Below are 17,655 nucleotides of genomic sequence, written 5' to 3' on the forward strand. Positions count from 1 at the left end.
TAACCTACCCGTCCATTTGCTGCGGCGCGAATCGCCCTCGCGCCATCCACGCAGAATGCGTCCGCTCCACCTAATCAGAGGACGGTTAAAGCGGTGTTAACCATGACAGGCAGGATTAGCAGCTTCAAAATAAAAGGGCTCGAACCTTGGAAGGTCCGGGCCAAAATGCGGTCTAGGCGTTTCGCTAGGCCGCGACGGGCCATTCAGCGGCGCCCTTTGTTTCCGGGCGCCGCAATCCCTTGATTACGAGTGGTAAGCAGCTTCGCCGTGGGTTGCGAGGTCGAGACCTTCGCGTTCGGCTTCGACTGCAACACGCAGGCCGACGATGAGGTCGACGACCTTGTAGAGGATCGCCGAGCCGACGCCGCACCATACGATGGTGGTGGCAATAGCCGTGATCTGGGTCATGACCTGACCGCCCATCGTTACGCCTTCTGCGTAACCGACGCCGCCGAGCGAAGCGCTGGCGAAGATGCCGGTAGCAACGGCACCGAACATGCCGCCGACGCCGTGAACGCCGAACACGTCAGCCGTATCGTCGTAGCCGAACTTGTTCTTCACGACGGAGACGAAGAAGTAGCAAAGCGGCGAAACGATCAGACCCATGACGATCGCACCCATCGGGCCGACGATGCCGGCAGCAGGCGTGATGGCAACGAGACCAGCGACCATACCGGAAGCGCCGCCGAGCATGGATGCCTTGCCGCGCGTCAGGCTTTCAACGATCGCCCAGGAGATGACGGCAGCAGCGGTTGCAACGAAGGTGTTGACCGTTGCGAGCATGGCGCCACCGGAAGCTTCCAGGTTGGAGCCGGCGTTGAAACCGAACCAGCCGAACCAGAGCATGGATGCACCGACCATGGTCAGCGTCATCGAATGCGGAGCCATCATGTCCTTGCCGTAGCCGGTACGCTTGCCGACCATGATCGCGCCGATCAGACCGGCAACGCCGGCGTTGATGTGAACGACCGTGCCGCCTGCGAAGTCGAGCGCGCCCATCTTGAAGAGCATGCCGTTGGCATCCCAGACCATGTGAGCGATCGGGAAGTAGACGAAGGTTGCCCAGAGTGCGCAGAAGAGAACGACTGCCGAGAACTTGATGCGTTCGGCGAAGGCGCCGACGATCAGGGCAGGCGTGATGGCCGCGAAGGTCATCTGGAACATCGCGAAGATGAACTCAGGAATGACAACGCCCTGCGAGAAGGTCGCAGCCGTCGAATCCTTGGTGACGCCAGCAAAGAACATCTTCGCCGTGCCGCCCCAATACGGGCTGTCCGAGCCGCCGAAGGCGAAGGAATAGCCGTAGATGACCCAGATGAGCATCAGAACCGCAGCGACCATCGTGCACTGCATCAGGACTGAGAGCATGTTCTTGGCGCGAACGAGACCGCCGTAGAACAGGGCGAGACCCGGCAGGATCATGAATAGAACCAGCAGCGTGGAAATGAACATGAAGGCGGTATCGCCCTTGTCAGCAACCGGTGCTGCAGCGGCAGCTGCCGGAGCGGCCGTCGTTGCCGCATCCTGTGCGAAAGCGGCGACTGGCGCGAGAAGCGCAGCCGACGCAGCGCCGAGCCGCGCAAAAGTGGAGGAAAACTTCGAAATTGACATTGGTATAAAGCTCCTTGCTCAGCGGTTCTTAGAGCGCTTCGGTATCGGTTTCGCCGGTGCGGATGCGGACGGCATGGTCGATCGAGTAGACAAAGATCTTGCCGTCGCCGATCTGGCCGGTCTTGGCCGACGACGCGATGGCTTCGACCGCCTTGTCGACGATCTCGGTGGCAACAGCGATCTCGATCTTGAGCTTCGGCAGGAAGCTGACCGCATATTCAGTGCCGCGATAGATTTCGGTATGTCCCTTTTGGCGCCCGTAGCCCTTAACTTCGGTCACGGTCAGGCCCTGGATGCCGATCGCGGTGAGGGCTTCGCGCACCTCATCGAGCTTGAACGGCTTGATAATGGCCATCACAATTTTCATCTGGTTTCCCATCCTTCGTTATCCTCGGCACGGAGCCGACTCTCCTTGCCGCTGACGTTCACGACCAGCGACCGGGGATATACATTCAAGGGGCGTGCCAGATTCGAGGCGCGTTATAAGTTATTGAAAAATAAAGATGATATTAGAGGATGCCAATTATGAGGCATCTGACAAAGCAATTGCAGCTTAAAAAATGCGCAAAAACACAAATATGCACATTATTTATTCATCTGCCTTTTTCCGAATCAAACCCTCCTGGGCGACCGACGCAATCAGGACACCCGAGCGCGTAAACAGGCTACCGCGCGTCAGCCCGCGAGCACCCGAAGCAGACGGGCTATCCTGGGTGTAAAGCAGCCAATCATCCAGTCTGTCGGGCCGGTGGAACCACATCGAATGGTCGAGGCTGGCGACCTGCAGGGTCTGGTCGAAAATCGACGTGCCATGCGCATAGAGCGAGGTATCGAGCAGCGTCATATCCGAGAGGTAGGCAAGCACCGCCGCCTGATAGAGCCGGTCATCGGGAACGGGACCCGTGGCGCGCACCCAGACATCCTGGCGCGGCTCCAGCTTCTCATCGGAGAAATAGTGCTTCAGCGATACCGGCCGGATTTCGATCGGCCGCTCGCGCTCCCAGTATTTGCGGATCGCCGCCGGTGCGTGGGCCAGATACTGGTCCTTGATCTGCTGCTCACCGAGAAGCTTCTCCGGCGGCGGCACATCCGGCATTGCTATCTGATGATCGAACCCCGGCTCTTCGATCTGGAACGAGCAGGATAGCGCAAAGATCGCCTTGCCATGCTGGATGGCAACGACGCGCCGCGTATTGAAGCTGGATCCGTCGCGGATGCGCTCGACCTGATAGATGATCGGCACCGAGGGATCGCCAGGACGCATGAAATAGGCATGCAGCGAATGCACGATCCGCCCCGCCTCGATCGTCCGCTGCGCCGCCATCAGCGCCTGCCCGATCACCTGGCCGCCGAACACACGCTGCCAGCCGACCTGGGGGCTGCGACCGCGAAAAATGTCGATCTCGATCGGCTCGAGGTCGAGCGTCGCAAGAAGGGTTTCCATGGCGGTCGGTTTTGCCGCAGCTGCGGTCATTTGCTTGCCCCCCGGCAGTAGGAAGTAAGGGAGCGATGATCTATATAGATCACGATTGTATTCACAAGGCTGAGGAGTAAGCGATGCTTGATATGCTGGTTGTTGGCGGAGGCTATGTGGGCCTCTCCGCGGCGGTGGCGGTCAAGCAGGCTGCGCCGCATCTTGATGTCGCCGTTGTCGAGGCCGCGCCCGAGCACGTCTGGCAGAAGGACATGCGCGCCTCCGCCATCATCGCCGCCGCAGCCAAGATGCTGGAGGTCTTCGGCATCTGGGAGAATATCCGCGCCGAGGCGCAGCCGATCACCAAGATGATCGTCACCGATTCCAAGACATCGGATCCGGTGCGCCCCGTTTTCCTGACCTTCGACGGCGAGATCGAGGAAGGCCGGCCTTTCGCCCATATGATCCCGAACGCCGTCATGGTGCGCGAATTGCGCGGCGTCTGCGAGCGGCTCGGCATCCAGATCCGCCATGGACTGAGCGCGACGGGACTGAGCGCCGATGAAAATCACGCGAGCGTCGAACTCTCCGATGGCAGTGCCATCGAAGCACGTCTCGTGGTCGCCTGCGACGGCGTGCGCTCCAAGCTGCGCGACTTTGCCGGTATCAAGACGGTCAGCTGGGATTACGGCCAGTCCGGCATTGTCGCCACCGTCGAGCACGAGCGGCCGCATAATGGCTGCGCCGAGGAGCATTTCCTGCCCTCCGGCCCCTTCGCCATCCTGCCGCTGACCAACAACCGCTCGTCGCTCGTCTGGACCGAACGTACCAGCGATGCAAACCGGCTGGTTGCCGGTGACGATCTGATTTTCGAAGAGGAACTGGAACGCCGCTTCGGCCACAAGCTCGGCGCTCTCAAGGTGATCGGCGCCAAGCGCGCCTTCCCGCTTGGCCTGACGTTGGCGCGCTCTTTCGTCGCCCCGCGCTTTGCGCTGGCAGGAGACGCAGCACACGGCATTCACCCGATCTCCGGTCAGGGTCTCAACCTCGGCTTCAAAGATGTGGCGGCGCTCGCCGAAACCATCGTCGAAGCCGACCGTCTCGGCCTCGATATCGGCTCGATCAATATCCTGGAGCGCTACCAGACATGGCGCCGTTTCGACACGTTCCGCATGGGTGTTACGACCGACGTGCTGAACCGTCTGTTTTCGAACGACGTGACGCCGATCCGCATCGCCCGCGACGTCGGCCTCGGCATCGTCGATCGTCTGCCGGGCCTGAAGTCGTTCTTCATCGGCCAGGCCGCTGGAACGACGGCAAAGAGCAATCCGCGCTTGCTGGCGGGCGAGGCGATCTAGTCGTCCAGCCTGCGTGCCTCGGAGACGAGCATGATCGGAATGCCGTCACGAATGGGGTAGGCGAGCCGCCCCTTCTCGGAGACGAGTTCGTTGTGGTCGCGGTCATAGGTCAGCCGCCCCTTGGTCAGGGGGCAGACAAGGAGTTCCAGGAGCTTCGGATCAACGCGGCTGAGTTTTTCGTCCATCTCTCTGGACTTACTGCAAAACCGTATCGGAGTCACCGAAGACGCGTGCCAGCACGATTTCGGTAATGGCGATCAGCGTCTCCGCCCGGGTCTTGAGATCCGGCGCCTCCAGCAGCGCCTGCTTTTCCGCCGGTCCGAAGGGCGACATCATGGCAAGCGAATTGACGAGCGTCAGATTGCTGGCGCGCTCGACGCTGTCCCAGTCCGCTTCCAGCTTGTTGGCGTCCAGATAGGCCCTGAAGGCCGAAAGGAGCGCGCCGCGATCGACGGCATCCTCTTCATCGCGCGCCGAGAGATCCGAGATGAAAGGCGCAATCCGAAAGGTACGGAACGGCTCGTGGGTGGCCTTCTCGCCGATCAGCCGGAAGCGGCAGACGCCGGTCAGCGATACGATATAGCGGCCGTCGCCGGTTTCCGCGAAAGAGGTGATGCGGCCGACGCAGCCGACAGGCGCGAGGCTGGATTCGCCGCTCTTGTCGTCAGTCTCGACCAGTGCCGGCTGCACCATGCCGATCAAGCGGTTTCCCGCCATGGCGGCATCGAACATGGCGAGATAGCGCGGCTCGAAAATGTTTAAGGGAAGCTGTCCGGTCGGCAGGAGGAGAGCGCCGGTCAAAGGGAAGACAGCGATGGTTTCCGGCAGATCGCCGGGTTTCAAATATCTCGCATTGCCGACTTGCATGAAATTTCGTCCCGCATAATGCAGGCAGGAAAAATCGCAACCCTGCCATCTTTCTGAATGTGGTGCCCTTGCATGAAAACGCAAGGGCAGCCGCATCAAGTTAGGAGAACAGCATCGCCGAAAGCTTGCGCCGGGCGGAAACAGTCGCAGGATCCTTGAAGCCCCAGACTTCGAAGAACTGCAGAAGCTGGCGCCGGGCGCCATCATCGTCAAAGGTGCGGTCCTTGCGCATGATGGTCAGCAGGTGCTCCGCGGCCTCGTCGCGGCGCCCCTCGACATTGCGGATCTTGGCAAGCTTCATCCGCGCTTCGTGGTCGTCAGCATTGCCCGAAAGCTGCTGCTCCAGCGCAAAGGGGTCTCCCAGCTTGCGAGCCTCCTCGATCTGGTCGAGCTTCTTGAGAACGGCCTGGATAGCGGCATCCTTCGAAAGCTCTTCCGGCAGATCGGTCAGCGCTTCGCGGGCGCGCTCGTGCTGATTGGCGGCGATCATGCATTCGGCCATGCCGGCGAGCGCCTTGGCATTCTCCGGATCGGCCTGCATGACGGCGCCATAGAGCTGCGCGGCGCCATTGACGTCGCCCGATGCCAGAAGCCCAGCGGCCTCTTCGAGAACGGCTTCAATCTCTGCCGCCTGATCGGCGCCGGCAGGACCGGCGAGACGATCGATGAACTGACGAACCTGGCTTTCCGGTACCGCGCCCATGAAACCATCGGCCGGACGGCCGCCGACAAAGGCGATAACGGCCGGGATAGACTGGATGCCGAGCTGTCCGGCGATCGACGGATGATCGTCGATGTTCATCTTGACGAGCTTGACGCGGCCCTGGGCCTCGTTGACGACCTTTTCGAGCACCGGCGTCAGCTGCTTGCACGGACCGCACCAGGGCGCCCAGAAATCGACGAGAACCGGCTGGTTGCGCGAATCCTCGATGACATCCTTGGCGAAGTTCGCCGTCGTCGTGTCCGTGATATAGCTACCGGCTGCTGCCGGAGCCGCCGCAGGCTGCTGTGCGCCGCCATAGGTCGCCGTTGCCGACATCGTGCCGTAGGACGTGCTGTAGGGGTTGTCGTTGCCGCTCATAGGTATCTCCCGCCACGCCGGTCGTGCCCGGCCTTTTTTCTAGCGTTAAAATCGTATGTCAGGCCGTGACTTTCAAGACAAGCGGCTTGTGACCCGTCGCTTCCATGAAACGGACGAGATCGGCACTTGATATAGAGGTCGTCGCGTCGTTCGACAGCGGATGGCAGTTGATGATCTCGTCCTTCATCAGATCCGCATCGAGAACGAAGGTCACGTTGTGGCCGGTATCGTTGATCGCGCCGAAAGCCGTGACCGAGCCGGGAATGACGCCGAGATATTCCATCAGCTTCTCGGGCTTGCCGAAGGAGACCTTGCTCGCCGCACCGATCAGCGTGTGCACCGTCTTGAGATCGACGGAAGCATGCTCCTCGACAGTCAGCAGGAAAAACTGGTCCTTCTTGTCCTTCACGAAAAGGTTCTTCGTGTGCCCGCCCGGAATTTCATCCCGCAGCGACACCGATTCGGCGACGGTGAAGACAGGTGCATGATCCTTGGTGGAATGTCTGATGCCGAGGCTGTCCAGAAAGGCGAAAAGTTCGTCGCGGGTCTTCGGTTTGGTATCGGTCATCGCGGCATCCATCTGATGAAAATTGCGGGCAGGCGCTTTGATTAAGTCCAGGGGCCGGCTTTGGCAATGCGCATGATCGACGCTTTCGCGCAGATTTGCGGCGTTTTCGGAAATCATTTCAACAGCTTGGAATTTTTCTTCGGCTTTCCGTCATTTCCCTGTTGCATTTGAAAATCGTTTGGGCGATATAGCGCCCGTCGCCGCAAGGTGGCGCCCACGGTCCTCACAACTACCACAGGCCGACGGGATTATGAGCGGGTGTAGCTCAGTGGTAGAGCACAACCTTGCCAAGGTTGGGGTCGAGGGTTCGAACCCCTTCGCCCGCTCCAGTTTCTCATCAGAGATCGACAGTACTGACACCACGCTTCGGCGTGTGCTTTGTCGTTTCCGCCTTTCCGGCCGCAGTATCCATCGAATTTGCGCGCTTTTCAAAAAGGTTTGATTTGCACGCAACGCATCGCCATGTTGAAGCAGGGGCGAAAACGAATGGTTTGGGTATGCTGCAACGACTCGACGAAACGGATGCTGCGCTGATCGACAGGCTGCAACAATCCGCCTTCAACTACTTCCTGGAACATACCAATCCCGACAACGGGCTTGTTGCCGATACCTCGATCGAGGGCGTGCCCTGCAGCATCGCCGCCGTCGGCTTTGCGCTGTCATCCTATACCGTCGGCGTCGAGCGCGGCTGGATGACACGGGCGGCCGCGATCGGGCGCACGCTGACGACGCTTCGCTTCTTTGCCGGAAGCCATCAGGGCCGGGAGCGCCACGCGAGCGGTTATCGCGGCTTCTATTATCACTTCCTGCACATGGATACCGGCCACCGCGCCTGGAACAGCGAGCTCTCGACCATCGATACGACGCTGCTTGTCGCCGGCATGCTGACGGCTTCGGCCTATTTCGATCGCACCGATGGCGACGAGCAGGAAATCCGCGACCTCGTAAAGGTCATCTACGAGCGTATCGACTGGCATTGGGCTCTCAACAAGGGCGAGACGATCTGCATGGGCTGGAAGCCCGCCAGCGGCTTCCTGCACTGGCGCTGGCAGGGTTACGACGAGGCCGTACTGCTCTATACGCTGGCGCTCGCCTCGCCGACGCACCCGATCCCGCAGTCGAGCTACGACGCCTTTACCTCAAGCTACTCCTGGATGCTCTTTGGGGATCAGGCCTATCTCTATGCCGGCCCGCTCTTTATCCATTTCTTCTCGCATGCCTGGATCGACTTCCGCAGCATCCAGGACCGCCCGATGGCGGCGCGCGATTGGGACTATTTCCGCAATACGCAGGTCTCGATCGCCGTCCAGCGCGATTATGCCGTGCGCAATCCCGGCCATTTCGTCGGCTACAACAAGGATGTCTGGGGCCTCTCCGCCTCCGACGGCCCGCCGCCGAGCCGCCATATGCGCGGCGGACGTCATCCGAAGGTTCTGGGCTATGCAGCTCGCGGCGCCCCGCTCGGCCCCGATGATGGAACGATCGCGCCCTGGGCTGCCCTGGCCTCACTTCCCTATGACCGGCAGGCGGCGCTCGACGGTACGAAGGCGTTGCTCGAAACCTATCCTGACCTCACCTACGAGGGACGCTTCCCCGGCGGCTTCAACCCGACGGTGAAGACCCGCCGTCCCGAAGGCTGGGTGGACGACCGCTGCGTCGGCATCGATCAGGGCCTTCTGGTGATGACCATCGAGAACGACCGTTCGGATTTCATCTGGAGCCTGATGCGGCAATCGCCGGTCATTCGCCTCGGCCTCGAACGCGCCGGTTTCACCGGCGGTTGGCTGGAGCAGGGCGAAGAAACCGAAGCCGATCGCAAGACGGCTTAGCGCGCCGAGAAGACGTGTGCGCGGCCGGCGATGTCCAGGCGGACACGGTCGCCGGTTTCCGGCAGCGCGACGCTCGACGTCTTGATCAGGATTGGCGGCAGCTGCACACCCTCAAGCGAAACGGCGACGGTGCAGGTCGCCCCACCGAATTCCACTTCGACCACCCGGCCGTGATAGGCCGGCTTGCTGTCGTCAGGAACGACGCGGATCTGTTCGGGCCGCAGCATGATCTCGGCCTTGCCCTGATGATCGCCATCGACGGCAACCCGGCCAAGCGCACAATCCGCAAAACCGTTGCGGATGACCGCAGGCAGCATCACGGCATCGCCGAGGAACAGCGCAGTCTCACGGTCCTTCGGTTGCAGATAGAGCTTCTGCGGCGAACCTGACTGCACCAGCTTCCCATCCCGCAACACCGCCACCTGATCGGCGAAGGACAATGCCTCGCCCTGATCGTGGGTCACGAGGATCGTGGTGATCCCGGCTGCCTGCAGAACGCGCGACACGGCCTTGCGCATGTTCTCACGAAGACCTGTGTCAAGCGCCGAGAACGGCTCGTCGAGCAGCATCAGCCGCGGCTTGCGGCCGAGTGCGCGGGCAAGCGCCACGCGCTGCTGCTGGCCGCCCGAGAGCTGATGCGGACGGCGCGTCAGCATATTGCGATCGAGCTCGACCATATCGAGAAGCTCGACGATCCGCTTCTCGCGGTCCATTGCCCCGCGCTCGAAGCCGAAGCCGATATTCTCGGCGACGCTCAGATGCGGAAACAGCGCCCCATCCTGCGAGACGATGCCGATGCCGCGCTTGTGGGCGGGAACGATTGCCGGGCCGTCGGCGAGCATCTCGCCATTCAGCACGACCCTGCCCTGATCCGGCCGCTCGAAACCGGCGATCAGCCGCAGCAGCGTCGTCTTGCCGGAGCCCGACGGGCCTACGACCGCGGTGCGGCTGCCGGCAGGCACATCCAGCGAAACGTTATCCAGCGCCGTGACCGGACCATAGCGCTTGCTTGCGGATTCAATCGTGAGCAGCGTCATTGTCCAGCAGTCCGTTTCGATTGGGAATAAAGAAGCAGCGTCAGCGGCAGCGACAGGATGATCATCATCACCGCGTAAGGCGCCGCCGACACGTAATCGATCTCGCTCGTCAGCGACCAGAATTTCGTCGACAGCGTTTCGACGCCATTCGGCGAAAGCATCAGCGTTGCCGTCAGCTCGTTGGTGATCCCGAGCGCCACAAGCGCCACGCTGGCGGCAAAACCGGGTGCTGCAAGCCGCATGGTGATCTGGCGCACGGCCTGCGCAGCGGTGCGGCCGAGGCCCATGGCGGCGCGTTCGAGCTCGACCGGCGCCTGCGCAATGCTGGCGCGCAGGCCGACCATGGCGCGCGGCAGGAATAGCAGAACATAGGCGACGGTCAGCGTCGCGAAGGTCTGGTAGAGCGGCAGCACCAGCCGCACGGTGATCGTCACCAGCGCCAGCGCCACGACGACGCCCGGCAGCGAGCCGACATAATAGTGGCAGGCTTCGAGGAATCGCTGGAAGCGGCCCGGCGCACGCACCGAGAGCCAGGCCATCGGCACCGCGGCAATCGTCGTCAGCACACCGCCTGCGACGGCAAGAATGATGGTCTGAATGAACGCATTGCCAACCGTATCCAGCCGCCAGATCTCGGCGCCGCCGAGATAGAGCCAGCGTCCCAGCGTCACGAGGGGAACGCCAAGCGTCAGCACCGCGACTGCGATCGGCAACAGCACCGCCGGAATGGTGAACCATCCGAGCCTGCGCCGGTCTGCCGGGCGCGCCGAACCGGAGCCGACGCGGGCATAGCGCTCGTTGCCACGAACGAGAATTTCCAGCCCGAGCAGAAACAGGCAGCAGGCGACAAGCACGCCGCCAAGCATATTGGCGGCCGGGCTGTTATAGGCGGACTGGAACTGGTCGACGATCGCCGTTGCAAACGTGTCGAAGCGGATCATCACATAGAGCCCGTATTCCGACAGCAGATGCAGCGCGATCAGCAGCGAACCGCCGCAGATCGCCAGCCTGAGCTGCGGCAGGATCGTGCGGAAGAACACCCGCCAGGGGCCGAGCCCGAGCGACGCGGCAGCATCCTCGATCGCCGGATCGAGACGGCGAAGTGCCGCGGCAACAGGCAGGTAGAGAAAGGGATAATAGGCCAGCACCGAGACGAAGACGCCGCTCTGCAGCCCGCGCATGCCGGGCACCAGGCTGATCCAGGCATAACTGTGCACGAAGGCGGGAACGGCGAGCGGCGCGACCGCAAGCCACGACCAGAGCCGCGCAAAGGGAATGTCGGTCCGTTCCGTCAGCCAGGCCAACGTCACCGCAAGCGCAATCGACAGCGGGATCGTCAGCGCTTCCAGGAACACCGTGTTGATCATTAGCTCGCCGACGCGCGGGCGGAAGACGAGCGCCTTCACCGTTTCCCAGCCGACATCGTAAGTGATCCAGGCGATGAAGCCGAGCGGCACGAGGCTGAAGAGCGCGACGATGGTTGCGAAGACGACGACGGAAGCGTGCGGCATGCGCCCGCGCAGGGAACCGATTGTGCTGACCGGCGCTTCATTGCCGGCAAGGCCGGTCACGAGCGATCTGTTGTCTTGCAGCAAGGCCGACGCCTTTGTGACGCTGAAAAAGGAAGGCAACCGCCTCGTCAGGAAGCGGTTGCCATGATTGGTCATGCCCTAAGGTTTTCTTGAGCCAAAAGCAATAGTTTTGACTCCATCCGCCTGCGGCAGATGGGCTTAGATCAGGCCCGCAGCGGTCATCATTTCGACGACCTTCTTGCTGTTCAGTTCCGAGGCTTCGACCTTCGGTGCGTTCAGATCCTTGAGCGGAACGAGCTTGTCGTTGGAATCGCCGCTGACGGCATATTCATAGGAGGTGCCGTTCTTCAGGATCGCCTGACCGGCCTTGCCGGCGATGAACTTCAGGAATGCCTGGGCTTCCTTCATGTGCTGCGTCGACTTCAGAACGCCGCCGCCGGAGATCGAGACGAATGCGCCCGGATCCTGGTTCTTGAAATAGTGCAGGCCGACATTGGCGCTGTTTTCCGCCGTCTTCGCCTGATCGCCGAACCAGTAGTAGTGGTAGATGATCGCGCCTTCGACTTCGCCGGCATTGACCGCCTTCATCGCAACGCTGTTGCCCTTGTAAGGCGTCGCATTGTCCTTGAGGCCCTTGAGCCAGGCCGCGGTTGCTTCCTCGCCCTTCAGCTGCAGCAGCGCGCTGACGATGGCCTGGAAGTCGGCACCGGCAGGAGCCGCACCCCAACGGCCCTTCCAGGCCGGATCGGCGAGATCGAGCATCGACTTCGGCAGCTTGTCTTCGGTCAGCTTGCGCTTGTCATAGGCAAAGACGGTCGAGCGGGCGGCGATGCCGGTCCACATGCCGTCGGACGGGCGGTACTCGGCCGGAACCTGATCGAGCGTTTCCTTATCGACGGGTGCGAAGAGGCCTGCGCCGTCGACCAGCGTCATGGCCGGGGAATTCTCCGTCAGGAATACGTCTGCCGGGGAGGCGTCGCCTTCCTGGATGATCTGGTTGGCGAACTGCATGTCGCTACCCTGACGAATGGTGACCTTGATGCCGGTCTCCTTGGTGAAGGCATCGATCCACTCGCGGCCGAGGCTTTCGTGCTGGGCGTTATAGACGACGATGCCTTCATCCTGCGCGCTGGCGCCTGAAGCGAGCGACGTTGCAGCGAGAAGAGACGCAGCCAGCGCGAGCGCGGAACGGCGCGTAATGGAATTCTTCATGATGCCCTCCATGGCAATATCTCCCCTGGGGGTGGGGTGATGCGCGCCCCCTATATTTTTCCTGACTTCAATTTTCAAGTTTGCTTCACCGCGGGGTGATCACAAATACTTGAAATTCTTTATCAAGTTTAGAACGATTCTATACCGCGAGGATCGCATCGACGACATCATCCTCGACATCGATGCCGTTTTCGATCGCGGCGCGCCGCGCCGTCAGCCCGCGCCTGCCGGGCAGCCGAACACCTGGATCGGAAGAAATTTCATTGGCAAGCGCGGTCAGCCGGGCCGCCGCAAACGCACCACCGCCCGCTTCCGGATTGATGACGATGATCATCTGCCCGAGGCCGGGAGCAGCACCTTTGTCGTCGAACAGCGAAGTCGATTCATAGGAGAAGTTGGCGCCCGTCAGCGGCGCGGCCAGGATCTCGACCATCATCGCAAGGGCAGCGCCTTTGGCCTCGCCGGAAGGCACCATCGTGCCGTCGAGCGCCGCAACCGCATCCGTCGTCGGCTGGCCATCGCGGTCGAATGCCCAGTCGGCGGGGATCGGCACGCCCTTCTGCCGCGCCGCCATGATCTTGCCGCGCGCCACGCGTGATAGCGCGAGGTCTATGACAACAGGATCCTGGCCCGTTACGGGCGCAGCAAAGGCAATCGGGTTGGTGCCGAACAGCGGCTTGCGCCCGCCCCAGGCCGCCATCGCCGCGGTGGCATTGGCGACCATGATCGCCACGAGACCGGCCTCTGCGAAACGTTCGACCGTTAGCGCCAGAACGCCGGCGTGGTGCGAACGGCGGATCGCTACCATGGCGATACCCTGCGACCGGGCCATTTCGGTCAGGGCAGGAACGGCGAGATCCAGCGCCGGATAGGCATATCCATGGCAGGCATCGATCTGGATAACGGACGGATAGGGCTGATAAAGGATCGGCTTGGCGACGCCATCGACCTTCCCGGATTTCGCCTGCATGGCGTAGGCCACGGCGCGGCGAAGCCCGTGCCCGCTTTGCCCGGCAGCTTCCGCCGCAACAAGCGCCCGCGATACCGAGAGCGCATTCCCCTCCTCGACGCCATTGCGTTTCAACGCGTCGAGAACGAGCGTTTCGGCAGCGGCGAGCGTCAGATGCATGAGAAAGACCTTGGAATAAACAAAAAGGGGGCGATGACGGTGTTACGTCATCGCCCCCGATGCTGCAATGCAAGCGCCCTTATTCGACGTCGAACTTGACGCCCTGTGCCAGCGGCAGCGTCTTGCCGTAATTGATGGTATTGGTCGCGCGGCGCATATAGGCCCTCCACGCATCCGAGCCGGATTCACGGCCGCCGCCGGTTTCCTTCTCGCCACCGAAAGCACCGCCGATTTCGGCACCGGACGGGCCGAGATTGACGTTGGCGATGCCGCAATCCGAACCGCGGGCGGAGACGAAGGTTTCCGCTTCGCGCATGTCGTTGGTGAAGATCGACGAGGAGAGACCCTGCGGCACGGCATTGTGCAGCTCGAGCACATCATCGAAATCGCTGTACTTCATGACATAGAGGATCGGCGCGAAGGTCTCGTCAACGACAGGACCCGTCTGCGACGGCATCTCGACCAGAGCCGGACGAACGTAGAAGGCTTCGCCGGCACCGTTTTCGACGCGCTCGCCACCGGTGACCTTGCCGCCCTCCGACTTGGCTGCAGAAAGTGCCGACTGCATCTTGTCGAAGGCCGCCTTGTCGATCAGCGGACCGACCAGCGTGCCGTTCTCCAGCGGATTGCCGATGGTGACCGAGCCGTAGGCCTTCTGCAGACGCGGAACGAGCTTGTCGTAGACGCTGTCATGCACGAAGAGGCGGCGCAGCGTCGTGCAGCGCTGACCGGCCGTGCCCATGGCGGAAAAGGCGACGCCGCGCAGCGTCAGGTCGAGATCGGCCGTCGGGCAGATGATCGCGGCATTGTTGCCGCCGAGTTCGAGGATGGCGCGGGCGAAACGCTGCGACAGGCGCGGACCGACGGCGCGGCCCATGGCGGTCGAGCCGGTCGCCGAAACCAGCGGCACCTTGGGATGGTCGACGAGGACTTCACCGACATCCCGGCCGCCGATCAGCAGTGTCGAGAGATTGGCCGGCGCCGTGCCGCCTTCGGCGACGAAGCGCTTCAGCGCCCGCTCGAACAGCGCTTGCGTCGCAAGCGCCGTCAGCGGCGTCTTTTCGGACGGCTTCCAGACCGTTGCGTTGCCGCAGACCAGCGCCAGCGCCGCATTCCACGACCAGACGGCGACCGGGAAGTTGAAGGCCGAGATGATGCCGACGACGCCGAGCGGATGCCAGCTTTCCATCATGCGGTGCTCAGAGCGCTCGGTGGCAATCGTCAGGCCGTAAAGCTGACGGGAAAGTCCGACGGCGAAATCGCAGATGTCGATCATTTCCTGAACTTCGCCGAGACCTTCGGACGTGATCTTACCGACTTCGATCGAGACGAGACGGCCAAGCGCGCCCTTGGCGGCGCGCAGCTCTTCGCCGAGCAGCCGGACGAGCTCGCCGCGCTTCGGCGCCGGAACGGCACGCCATTCGGCAAAGGCCTTATGTGCTGCATCGATCGCCTTCTTGGCGTCGGCAACGGTATCTTCCTTCAGTGCACCGATTTCCTTGCCGGTGACGGGCGAGGTGACGCGCAGCGTGCCGCCGGTATAGCGGGCGGCGTCGACGCCGAGTTCGGAAAGCAGCTTCTTCGTTTCGGCTGCGAGATCGAGGCTAGCGATGGTCATGTGTTTCCAACCTTCTTGTTCTTAAAAACGTGCATCGGCGAAGTGGGCAAGCTGGGCGCCGGCTTCGTACCACATTTCCTTGATTGCCCGTAACCCCGGCTCGCGCGGGTCGGTCAGCGGCAGCGGCAGATCGGCTTCGCTCATCTGGCCGAGAATATGCTGCGCCAGCGTACGCCCGAAGACCGTGCCCGGCGCAATGCCGCGGCCATTATAGCCGGAAAAACCGACGACGTTTTCGGCAAACTTGTGGAAGCGCGGCAGGGCATTGTCGGTCATGCCGATCTTGCCGTACCACTCGCATTCGAACTCGACCTCGCCGATCTGCGGGAAGAGTTTCCGCAGCGAGCGCTTCGCCCAGTTCTTATGGACCGAAATACCGGTATTGCGTAGCGCACCAACGCTGCCGAAGACGAGGCGGCCGGCCTGGTCCATGCGGAAGGACGACAGGATCTCCTTGGTATCCCAGACGCCTTCGCGGCCGGGCAGGATCGACTTGCGCAGATTGTCGCTGAGCGGCGTGGTGGCGAGATTGAAATAGGGAAGATGGACCTGCTCGGTGCGCACCTGCTCCCAGGGGCCGGTGCTGTAGGCATCGGTAGCGACGATGATCCAGTCGGCGGTCACCGAACCTTTTTCCGTCCGCACCACCCATTTGGCGCCCTTGCGCTCGGTGGCGGTCACCGGACTTGCCGTGTGCAGCGAGACGCCGGCCTTGACGGCAGCATGCGCCAGCCCGCGCGCATAGGCGAGCGGCTGCAGCGTGCCGGCGCGCATGTCGAGCAGCGCTCCCGCATAGGCGTCGCTGCCGATTCGGCGGGCGGTTTCCGCCGCGTCGAGCAAGGTTACCGGCGCACCGCGCCTGCCCCATTGCTCCGCCCGGTCCTCGATCTCCTTGAGGCCCTCGGCGCCGACGGCGCAATGCAGCGTGCCGTTCTTTTCGAGCTCGCAGGCGATCCCATGCTTGTCGATCAGCTCCATGACCAGACGCGGCGCATTGCCGAGCATATCGAGCAGCCGCTCGCCATAGACCTCGCCGAGAACGCCGGGAAGATCATCGGGCATCACCCACATGCCGGCATTGATCAGGCCGACATTGCGGCCGGCACCGCCGAAGCCGATCTCCTTGGCTTCGAGCAGAACGACCTTCGTCCCGGCTTCCGCCAGATGCAGGCCGGAGGAGATGCCGGTATAGCCGCCGCCGACGATCACCACATCGGCCTCGACTGCGCCCTGAAGCGGCGCGGTGACAGGCGGTTGCGGAGCGGTCTTTTCCCAGAGCCCGTGCGAGCGCGGATCATTCAACATCGGTCGTTCCATCCCAAGGCAAAATCGCCGTTAACCTACCGCTACCGGACGGCCTGCGAAAGCGTCTGACGGCAGGGCTTTCGCTGCGCCAGTTCATTCCAAAATTGCGGCAAACCATTCTTTACAAAGCGCTTATTGGAGTGAATATCGACGTTTCGGAAACAGGTCATTCTGAAATGGAATGAGATATGCTCGCATCACGCCGTTTTCTGCCATCGATCTCCCTGCTTGCGGCCTTCGAAGCGGTGGCACGCACCGGCAGCGTCACCGCTGCAGCTCGCGAGCTGGACCTCACCCAGAGCGCCGTCAGCCGGCAGATCAAGGCGCTCGAAGAACAGCTCGGCGTCGAACTGTTCCTGCGCGAACGCCAGACCGTCAGGCTGACCTTGGCGGGAGACAGCTACGCGCGAGAAATCCGGGAAGCGTTGCGCCGCATTTCCAGCGCCTCTTTGAACCTGCGGGCCAACCCGCATGGCGGCACGCTCAATCTGGCGATCCTGCCAACTTTCGGCACACGCTGGCTGGCACCGCGGTTGGGAGGCTTCCTGCGCAGCAACCCGGGCGTCACGATCAATCTCGTTACCCGGCTCTCCTCCTTCGATTTCCGCCTCGATGCCATCGATGCCGCGATCCATTTCGGCCACCCACACTGGCCGGGTGCCGAGCTGACCTTTCTGATGTCGGAGAAGACGGTTCCGGCCTGCAGCCCGCAGTTTTTCAGGGAGCATGCGATCAGCAAGCCCGAACACCTGCTGGACCTGCCGCTGCTGCATCTGACGACGCGGCCGGACGCCTGGGAGATCTGGTTTGCCGAAAACGGCGTCGCCTTCCAAAGCCTTCACGGCATGCTGTTCGACCAGTTCGCCACCGCAGCACAGGCTGCCGTCGCCGGCCTCGGCGTCGCCTTGCTGCCGACCTTCCTGATCCAGGACGAACTGAAGCGCGGAGATCTCGTCGCCGCGATCGACCGGGAGATCGAAAGCCGCGACTGCTACTATCTCGCCTACCCCTCCGAACGCGCCGATTACGCCCCGCTTGCTGCCTTTCGCGAGTGGATAGAGGCAGAAGCCAAGTCTTGAGCTTGCATCCGGGGA

Annotated in this window: 16 protein-coding genes and 1 tRNA gene; 4 read left to right on the plus strand and 13 right to left on the minus strand. The window is 62.3% G+C overall.

Going from position 1 to position 17,655, the window contains the following annotated elements; translation table 11 throughout:
* Positions 1 to 243: 243 nt before the first annotated feature.
* From ABIE40_RS18420 to tesB, 3 genes are all read right to left on the minus strand, one after another.
* A complete protein-coding gene (locus tag ABIE40_RS18420; RefSeq protein ID WP_112718327.1) occupies positions 244 to 1,611 on the minus strand; it encodes an ammonium transporter in 1,368 nt (455 codons plus the stop codon).
* A gap of 28 nt (positions 1,612 to 1,639) precedes the next feature.
* The gene (locus ABIE40_RS18425) at positions 1,640 to 1,990 is read right to left on the minus strand and encodes a P-II family nitrogen regulator (protein ID WP_162698828.1); all 351 of its coding nucleotides are present in this window, start codon (positions 1,988 to 1,990) and stop codon (positions 1,640 to 1,642) included.
* Between the two features lie 210 nt (positions 1,991 to 2,200).
* Positions 2,201 to 3,085 (minus strand): acyl-CoA thioesterase II, encoded by an 885-nt coding sequence (tesB, locus tag ABIE40_RS18430; RefSeq protein ID WP_199627916.1) that lies wholly within the window; start codon positions 3,083 to 3,085, stop codon positions 2,201 to 2,203.
* Between the two features lie 83 nt (positions 3,086 to 3,168).
* Here tesB and ABIE40_RS18435 point away from each other — a divergent pair, with 83 nt between their 5' ends.
* Positions 3,169 to 4,383: a ubiquinone biosynthesis hydroxylase gene (locus ABIE40_RS18435; protein WP_199627917.1), complete on the plus strand. Its 1,215-nt coding sequence runs from the start codon at positions 3,169 to 3,171 to the stop codon at positions 4,381 to 4,383.
* Here ABIE40_RS18435 and ABIE40_RS18440 read toward each other — a convergent pair.
* The 4 genes from ABIE40_RS18440 to ABIE40_RS18455 form a co-directional block, all read right to left on the minus strand.
* Entirely contained in the window at positions 4,380 to 4,568 is a 189-nt protein-coding gene (locus ABIE40_RS18440; RefSeq protein ID WP_112718321.1) for a Trm112 family protein, read from the minus strand. The genes ABIE40_RS18435 and ABIE40_RS18440 overlap by 4 nt on opposite strands.
* A 10-nt stretch (positions 4,569 to 4,578) precedes the next feature.
* The gene (locus ABIE40_RS18445; protein WP_199627918.1) at positions 4,579 to 5,250 is read right to left on the minus strand and encodes an LON peptidase substrate-binding domain-containing protein; all 672 of its coding nucleotides are present in this window, start codon (positions 5,248 to 5,250) and stop codon (positions 4,579 to 4,581) included.
* A gap of 100 nt (positions 5,251 to 5,350) precedes the next feature.
* Positions 5,351 to 6,331, minus strand: a complete 981-nt coding sequence (gene trxA / locus ABIE40_RS18450) for a thioredoxin (RefSeq protein WP_199627919.1) — start codon at positions 6,329 to 6,331, stop codon at positions 5,351 to 5,353.
* Positions 6,332 to 6,389: 58 nt separating this feature from the next.
* Positions 6,390 to 6,899 carry a prolyl-tRNA synthetase associated domain-containing protein gene (locus ABIE40_RS18455; protein WP_199627920.1) on the minus strand — a complete coding sequence of 170 codons (510 nt, stop codon included), beginning with the start codon at positions 6,897 to 6,899 and terminating at the stop codon, positions 6,390 to 6,392.
* A gap of 254 nt (positions 6,900 to 7,153) precedes the next feature.
* Here ABIE40_RS18455 and ABIE40_RS18460 point away from each other — a divergent pair.
* Both ABIE40_RS18460 and ABIE40_RS18465 read left to right on the plus strand, forming a co-directional pair.
* Positions 7,154 to 7,228 (plus strand) — tRNA-Gly (locus ABIE40_RS18460).
* A 168-nt stretch (positions 7,229 to 7,396) separates the two neighbouring features.
* On the plus strand, positions 7,397 to 8,728 hold the full coding sequence (locus tag ABIE40_RS18465) for a glucoamylase family protein (protein WP_199627921.1): 1,332 nt from the start codon (positions 7,397 to 7,399) through the stop codon (positions 8,726 to 8,728).
* Here ABIE40_RS18465 and ABIE40_RS18470 read toward each other — a convergent pair.
* The 6 genes from ABIE40_RS18470 to ABIE40_RS18495 form a co-directional block, all read right to left on the minus strand.
* On the minus strand, positions 8,725 to 9,765 hold the full coding sequence (locus tag ABIE40_RS18470; protein ID WP_199627922.1) for an ABC transporter ATP-binding protein: 1,041 nt from the start codon (positions 9,763 to 9,765) through the stop codon (positions 8,725 to 8,727). The two genes, ABIE40_RS18465 and ABIE40_RS18470, sit on opposite strands and share 4 nt — an antisense overlap.
* Positions 9,762 to 11,432 carry an ABC transporter permease gene (locus tag ABIE40_RS18475; RefSeq protein WP_199627923.1) on the minus strand — a complete coding sequence of 557 codons (1,671 nt, stop codon included), beginning with the start codon at positions 11,430 to 11,432 and terminating at the stop codon, positions 9,762 to 9,764. Before ABIE40_RS18475 ends, ABIE40_RS18470 begins: the two co-directional genes overlap by 4 nt.
* Positions 11,433 to 11,495: 63 nt before the next feature.
* Positions 11,496 to 12,509, minus strand: a complete 1,014-nt coding sequence (locus tag ABIE40_RS18480) for an iron ABC transporter substrate-binding protein (protein ID WP_112718497.1) — start codon at positions 12,507 to 12,509, stop codon at positions 11,496 to 11,498.
* A 139-nt stretch (positions 12,510 to 12,648) separates the two neighbouring features.
* Positions 12,649 to 13,638, minus strand: a complete 990-nt coding sequence (locus ABIE40_RS18485; RefSeq protein WP_199627924.1) for an Ldh family oxidoreductase — start codon at positions 13,636 to 13,638, stop codon at positions 12,649 to 12,651.
* A 79-nt stretch (positions 13,639 to 13,717) separates the two neighbouring features.
* On the minus strand, positions 13,718 to 15,256 hold the full coding sequence (gene amaB, locus ABIE40_RS18490; protein ID WP_199627925.1) for an L-piperidine-6-carboxylate dehydrogenase: 1,539 nt from the start codon (positions 15,254 to 15,256) through the stop codon (positions 13,718 to 13,720).
* A gap of 21 nt (positions 15,257 to 15,277) precedes the next feature.
* Positions 15,278 to 16,561, minus strand: a complete 1,284-nt coding sequence (locus ABIE40_RS18495; RefSeq protein WP_199627926.1) for an NAD(P)/FAD-dependent oxidoreductase — start codon at positions 16,559 to 16,561, stop codon at positions 15,278 to 15,280.
* A gap of 188 nt (positions 16,562 to 16,749) precedes the next feature.
* Between ABIE40_RS18495 and ABIE40_RS18500 the strand changes: the two genes are divergently transcribed.
* A complete protein-coding gene (locus ABIE40_RS18500) occupies positions 16,750 to 17,640 on the plus strand; it encodes a LysR family transcriptional regulator (RefSeq protein ID WP_199627927.1) in 891 nt (296 codons plus the stop codon).
* Positions 17,641 to 17,655 lie beyond the last annotated feature (15 nt).

The organism is Rhizobium sp. OAE497, from assembly GCF_040546565.1.
Classification (GTDB): domain Bacteria; phylum Pseudomonadota; class Alphaproteobacteria; order Rhizobiales; family Rhizobiaceae; genus Rhizobium.

Bases quoted from the DNA above. Each gene is read 5' to 3' on its own strand.
- ABIE40_RS18420 (WP_112718327.1), bottom strand. From the start codon at position 1,611: ATGTCAATTTCGAAGTTTTCCTCCACTTTTGCGCGGCTCGGCGCTGCG.
- ABIE40_RS18425 (WP_162698828.1), bottom strand. From the start codon at position 1,990: ATGGGAAACCAGATGAAAATTGTGATGGCCATTATCAAGCCGTTCAAG.
- tesB (WP_199627916.1), bottom strand. From the start codon at position 3,085: ATGACCGCAGCTGCGGCAAAACCGACCGCCATGGAAACCCTTCTTGCG.
- ABIE40_RS18435 (WP_199627917.1), top strand. From the start codon at position 3,169: ATGCTTGATATGCTGGTTGTTGGCGGAGGCTATGTGGGCCTCTCCGCG.
- ABIE40_RS18440 (WP_112718321.1), bottom strand. From the start codon at position 4,568: ATGGACGAAAAACTCAGCCGCGTTGATCCGAAGCTCCTGGAACTCCTT.
- ABIE40_RS18445 (WP_199627918.1), bottom strand. From the start codon at position 5,250: ATGCAAGTCGGCAATGCGAGATATTTGAAACCCGGCGATCTGCCGGAA.
- trxA (WP_199627919.1), bottom strand. From the start codon at position 6,331: ATGAGCGGCAACGACAACCCCTACAGCACGTCCTACGGCACGATGTCG.
- ABIE40_RS18455 (WP_199627920.1), bottom strand. From the start codon at position 6,899: ATGACCGATACCAAACCGAAGACCCGCGACGAACTTTTCGCCTTTCTG.
- ABIE40_RS18465 (WP_199627921.1), top strand. From the start codon at position 7,397: ATGCTGCAACGACTCGACGAAACGGATGCTGCGCTGATCGACAGGCTG.
- ABIE40_RS18470 (WP_199627922.1), bottom strand. From the start codon at position 9,765: ATGACGCTGCTCACGATTGAATCCGCAAGCAAGCGCTATGGTCCGGTC.
- ABIE40_RS18475 (WP_199627923.1), bottom strand. From the start codon at position 11,432: ATGACCAATCATGGCAACCGCTTCCTGACGAGGCGGTTGCCTTCCTTT.
- ABIE40_RS18480 (WP_112718497.1), bottom strand. From the start codon at position 12,509: ATGAAGAATTCCATTACGCGCCGTTCCGCGCTCGCGCTGGCTGCGTCT.
- ABIE40_RS18485 (WP_199627924.1), bottom strand. From the start codon at position 13,638: ATGCATCTGACGCTCGCCGCTGCCGAAACGCTCGTTCTCGACGCGTTG.
- amaB (WP_199627925.1), bottom strand. From the start codon at position 15,256: ATGACCATCGCTAGCCTCGATCTCGCAGCCGAAACGAAGAAGCTGCTT.
- ABIE40_RS18495 (WP_199627926.1), bottom strand. From the start codon at position 16,561: ATGTTGAATGATCCGCGCTCGCACGGGCTCTGGGAAAAGACCGCTCCG.
- ABIE40_RS18500 (WP_199627927.1), top strand. From the start codon at position 16,750: ATGCTCGCATCACGCCGTTTTCTGCCATCGATCTCCCTGCTTGCGGCC.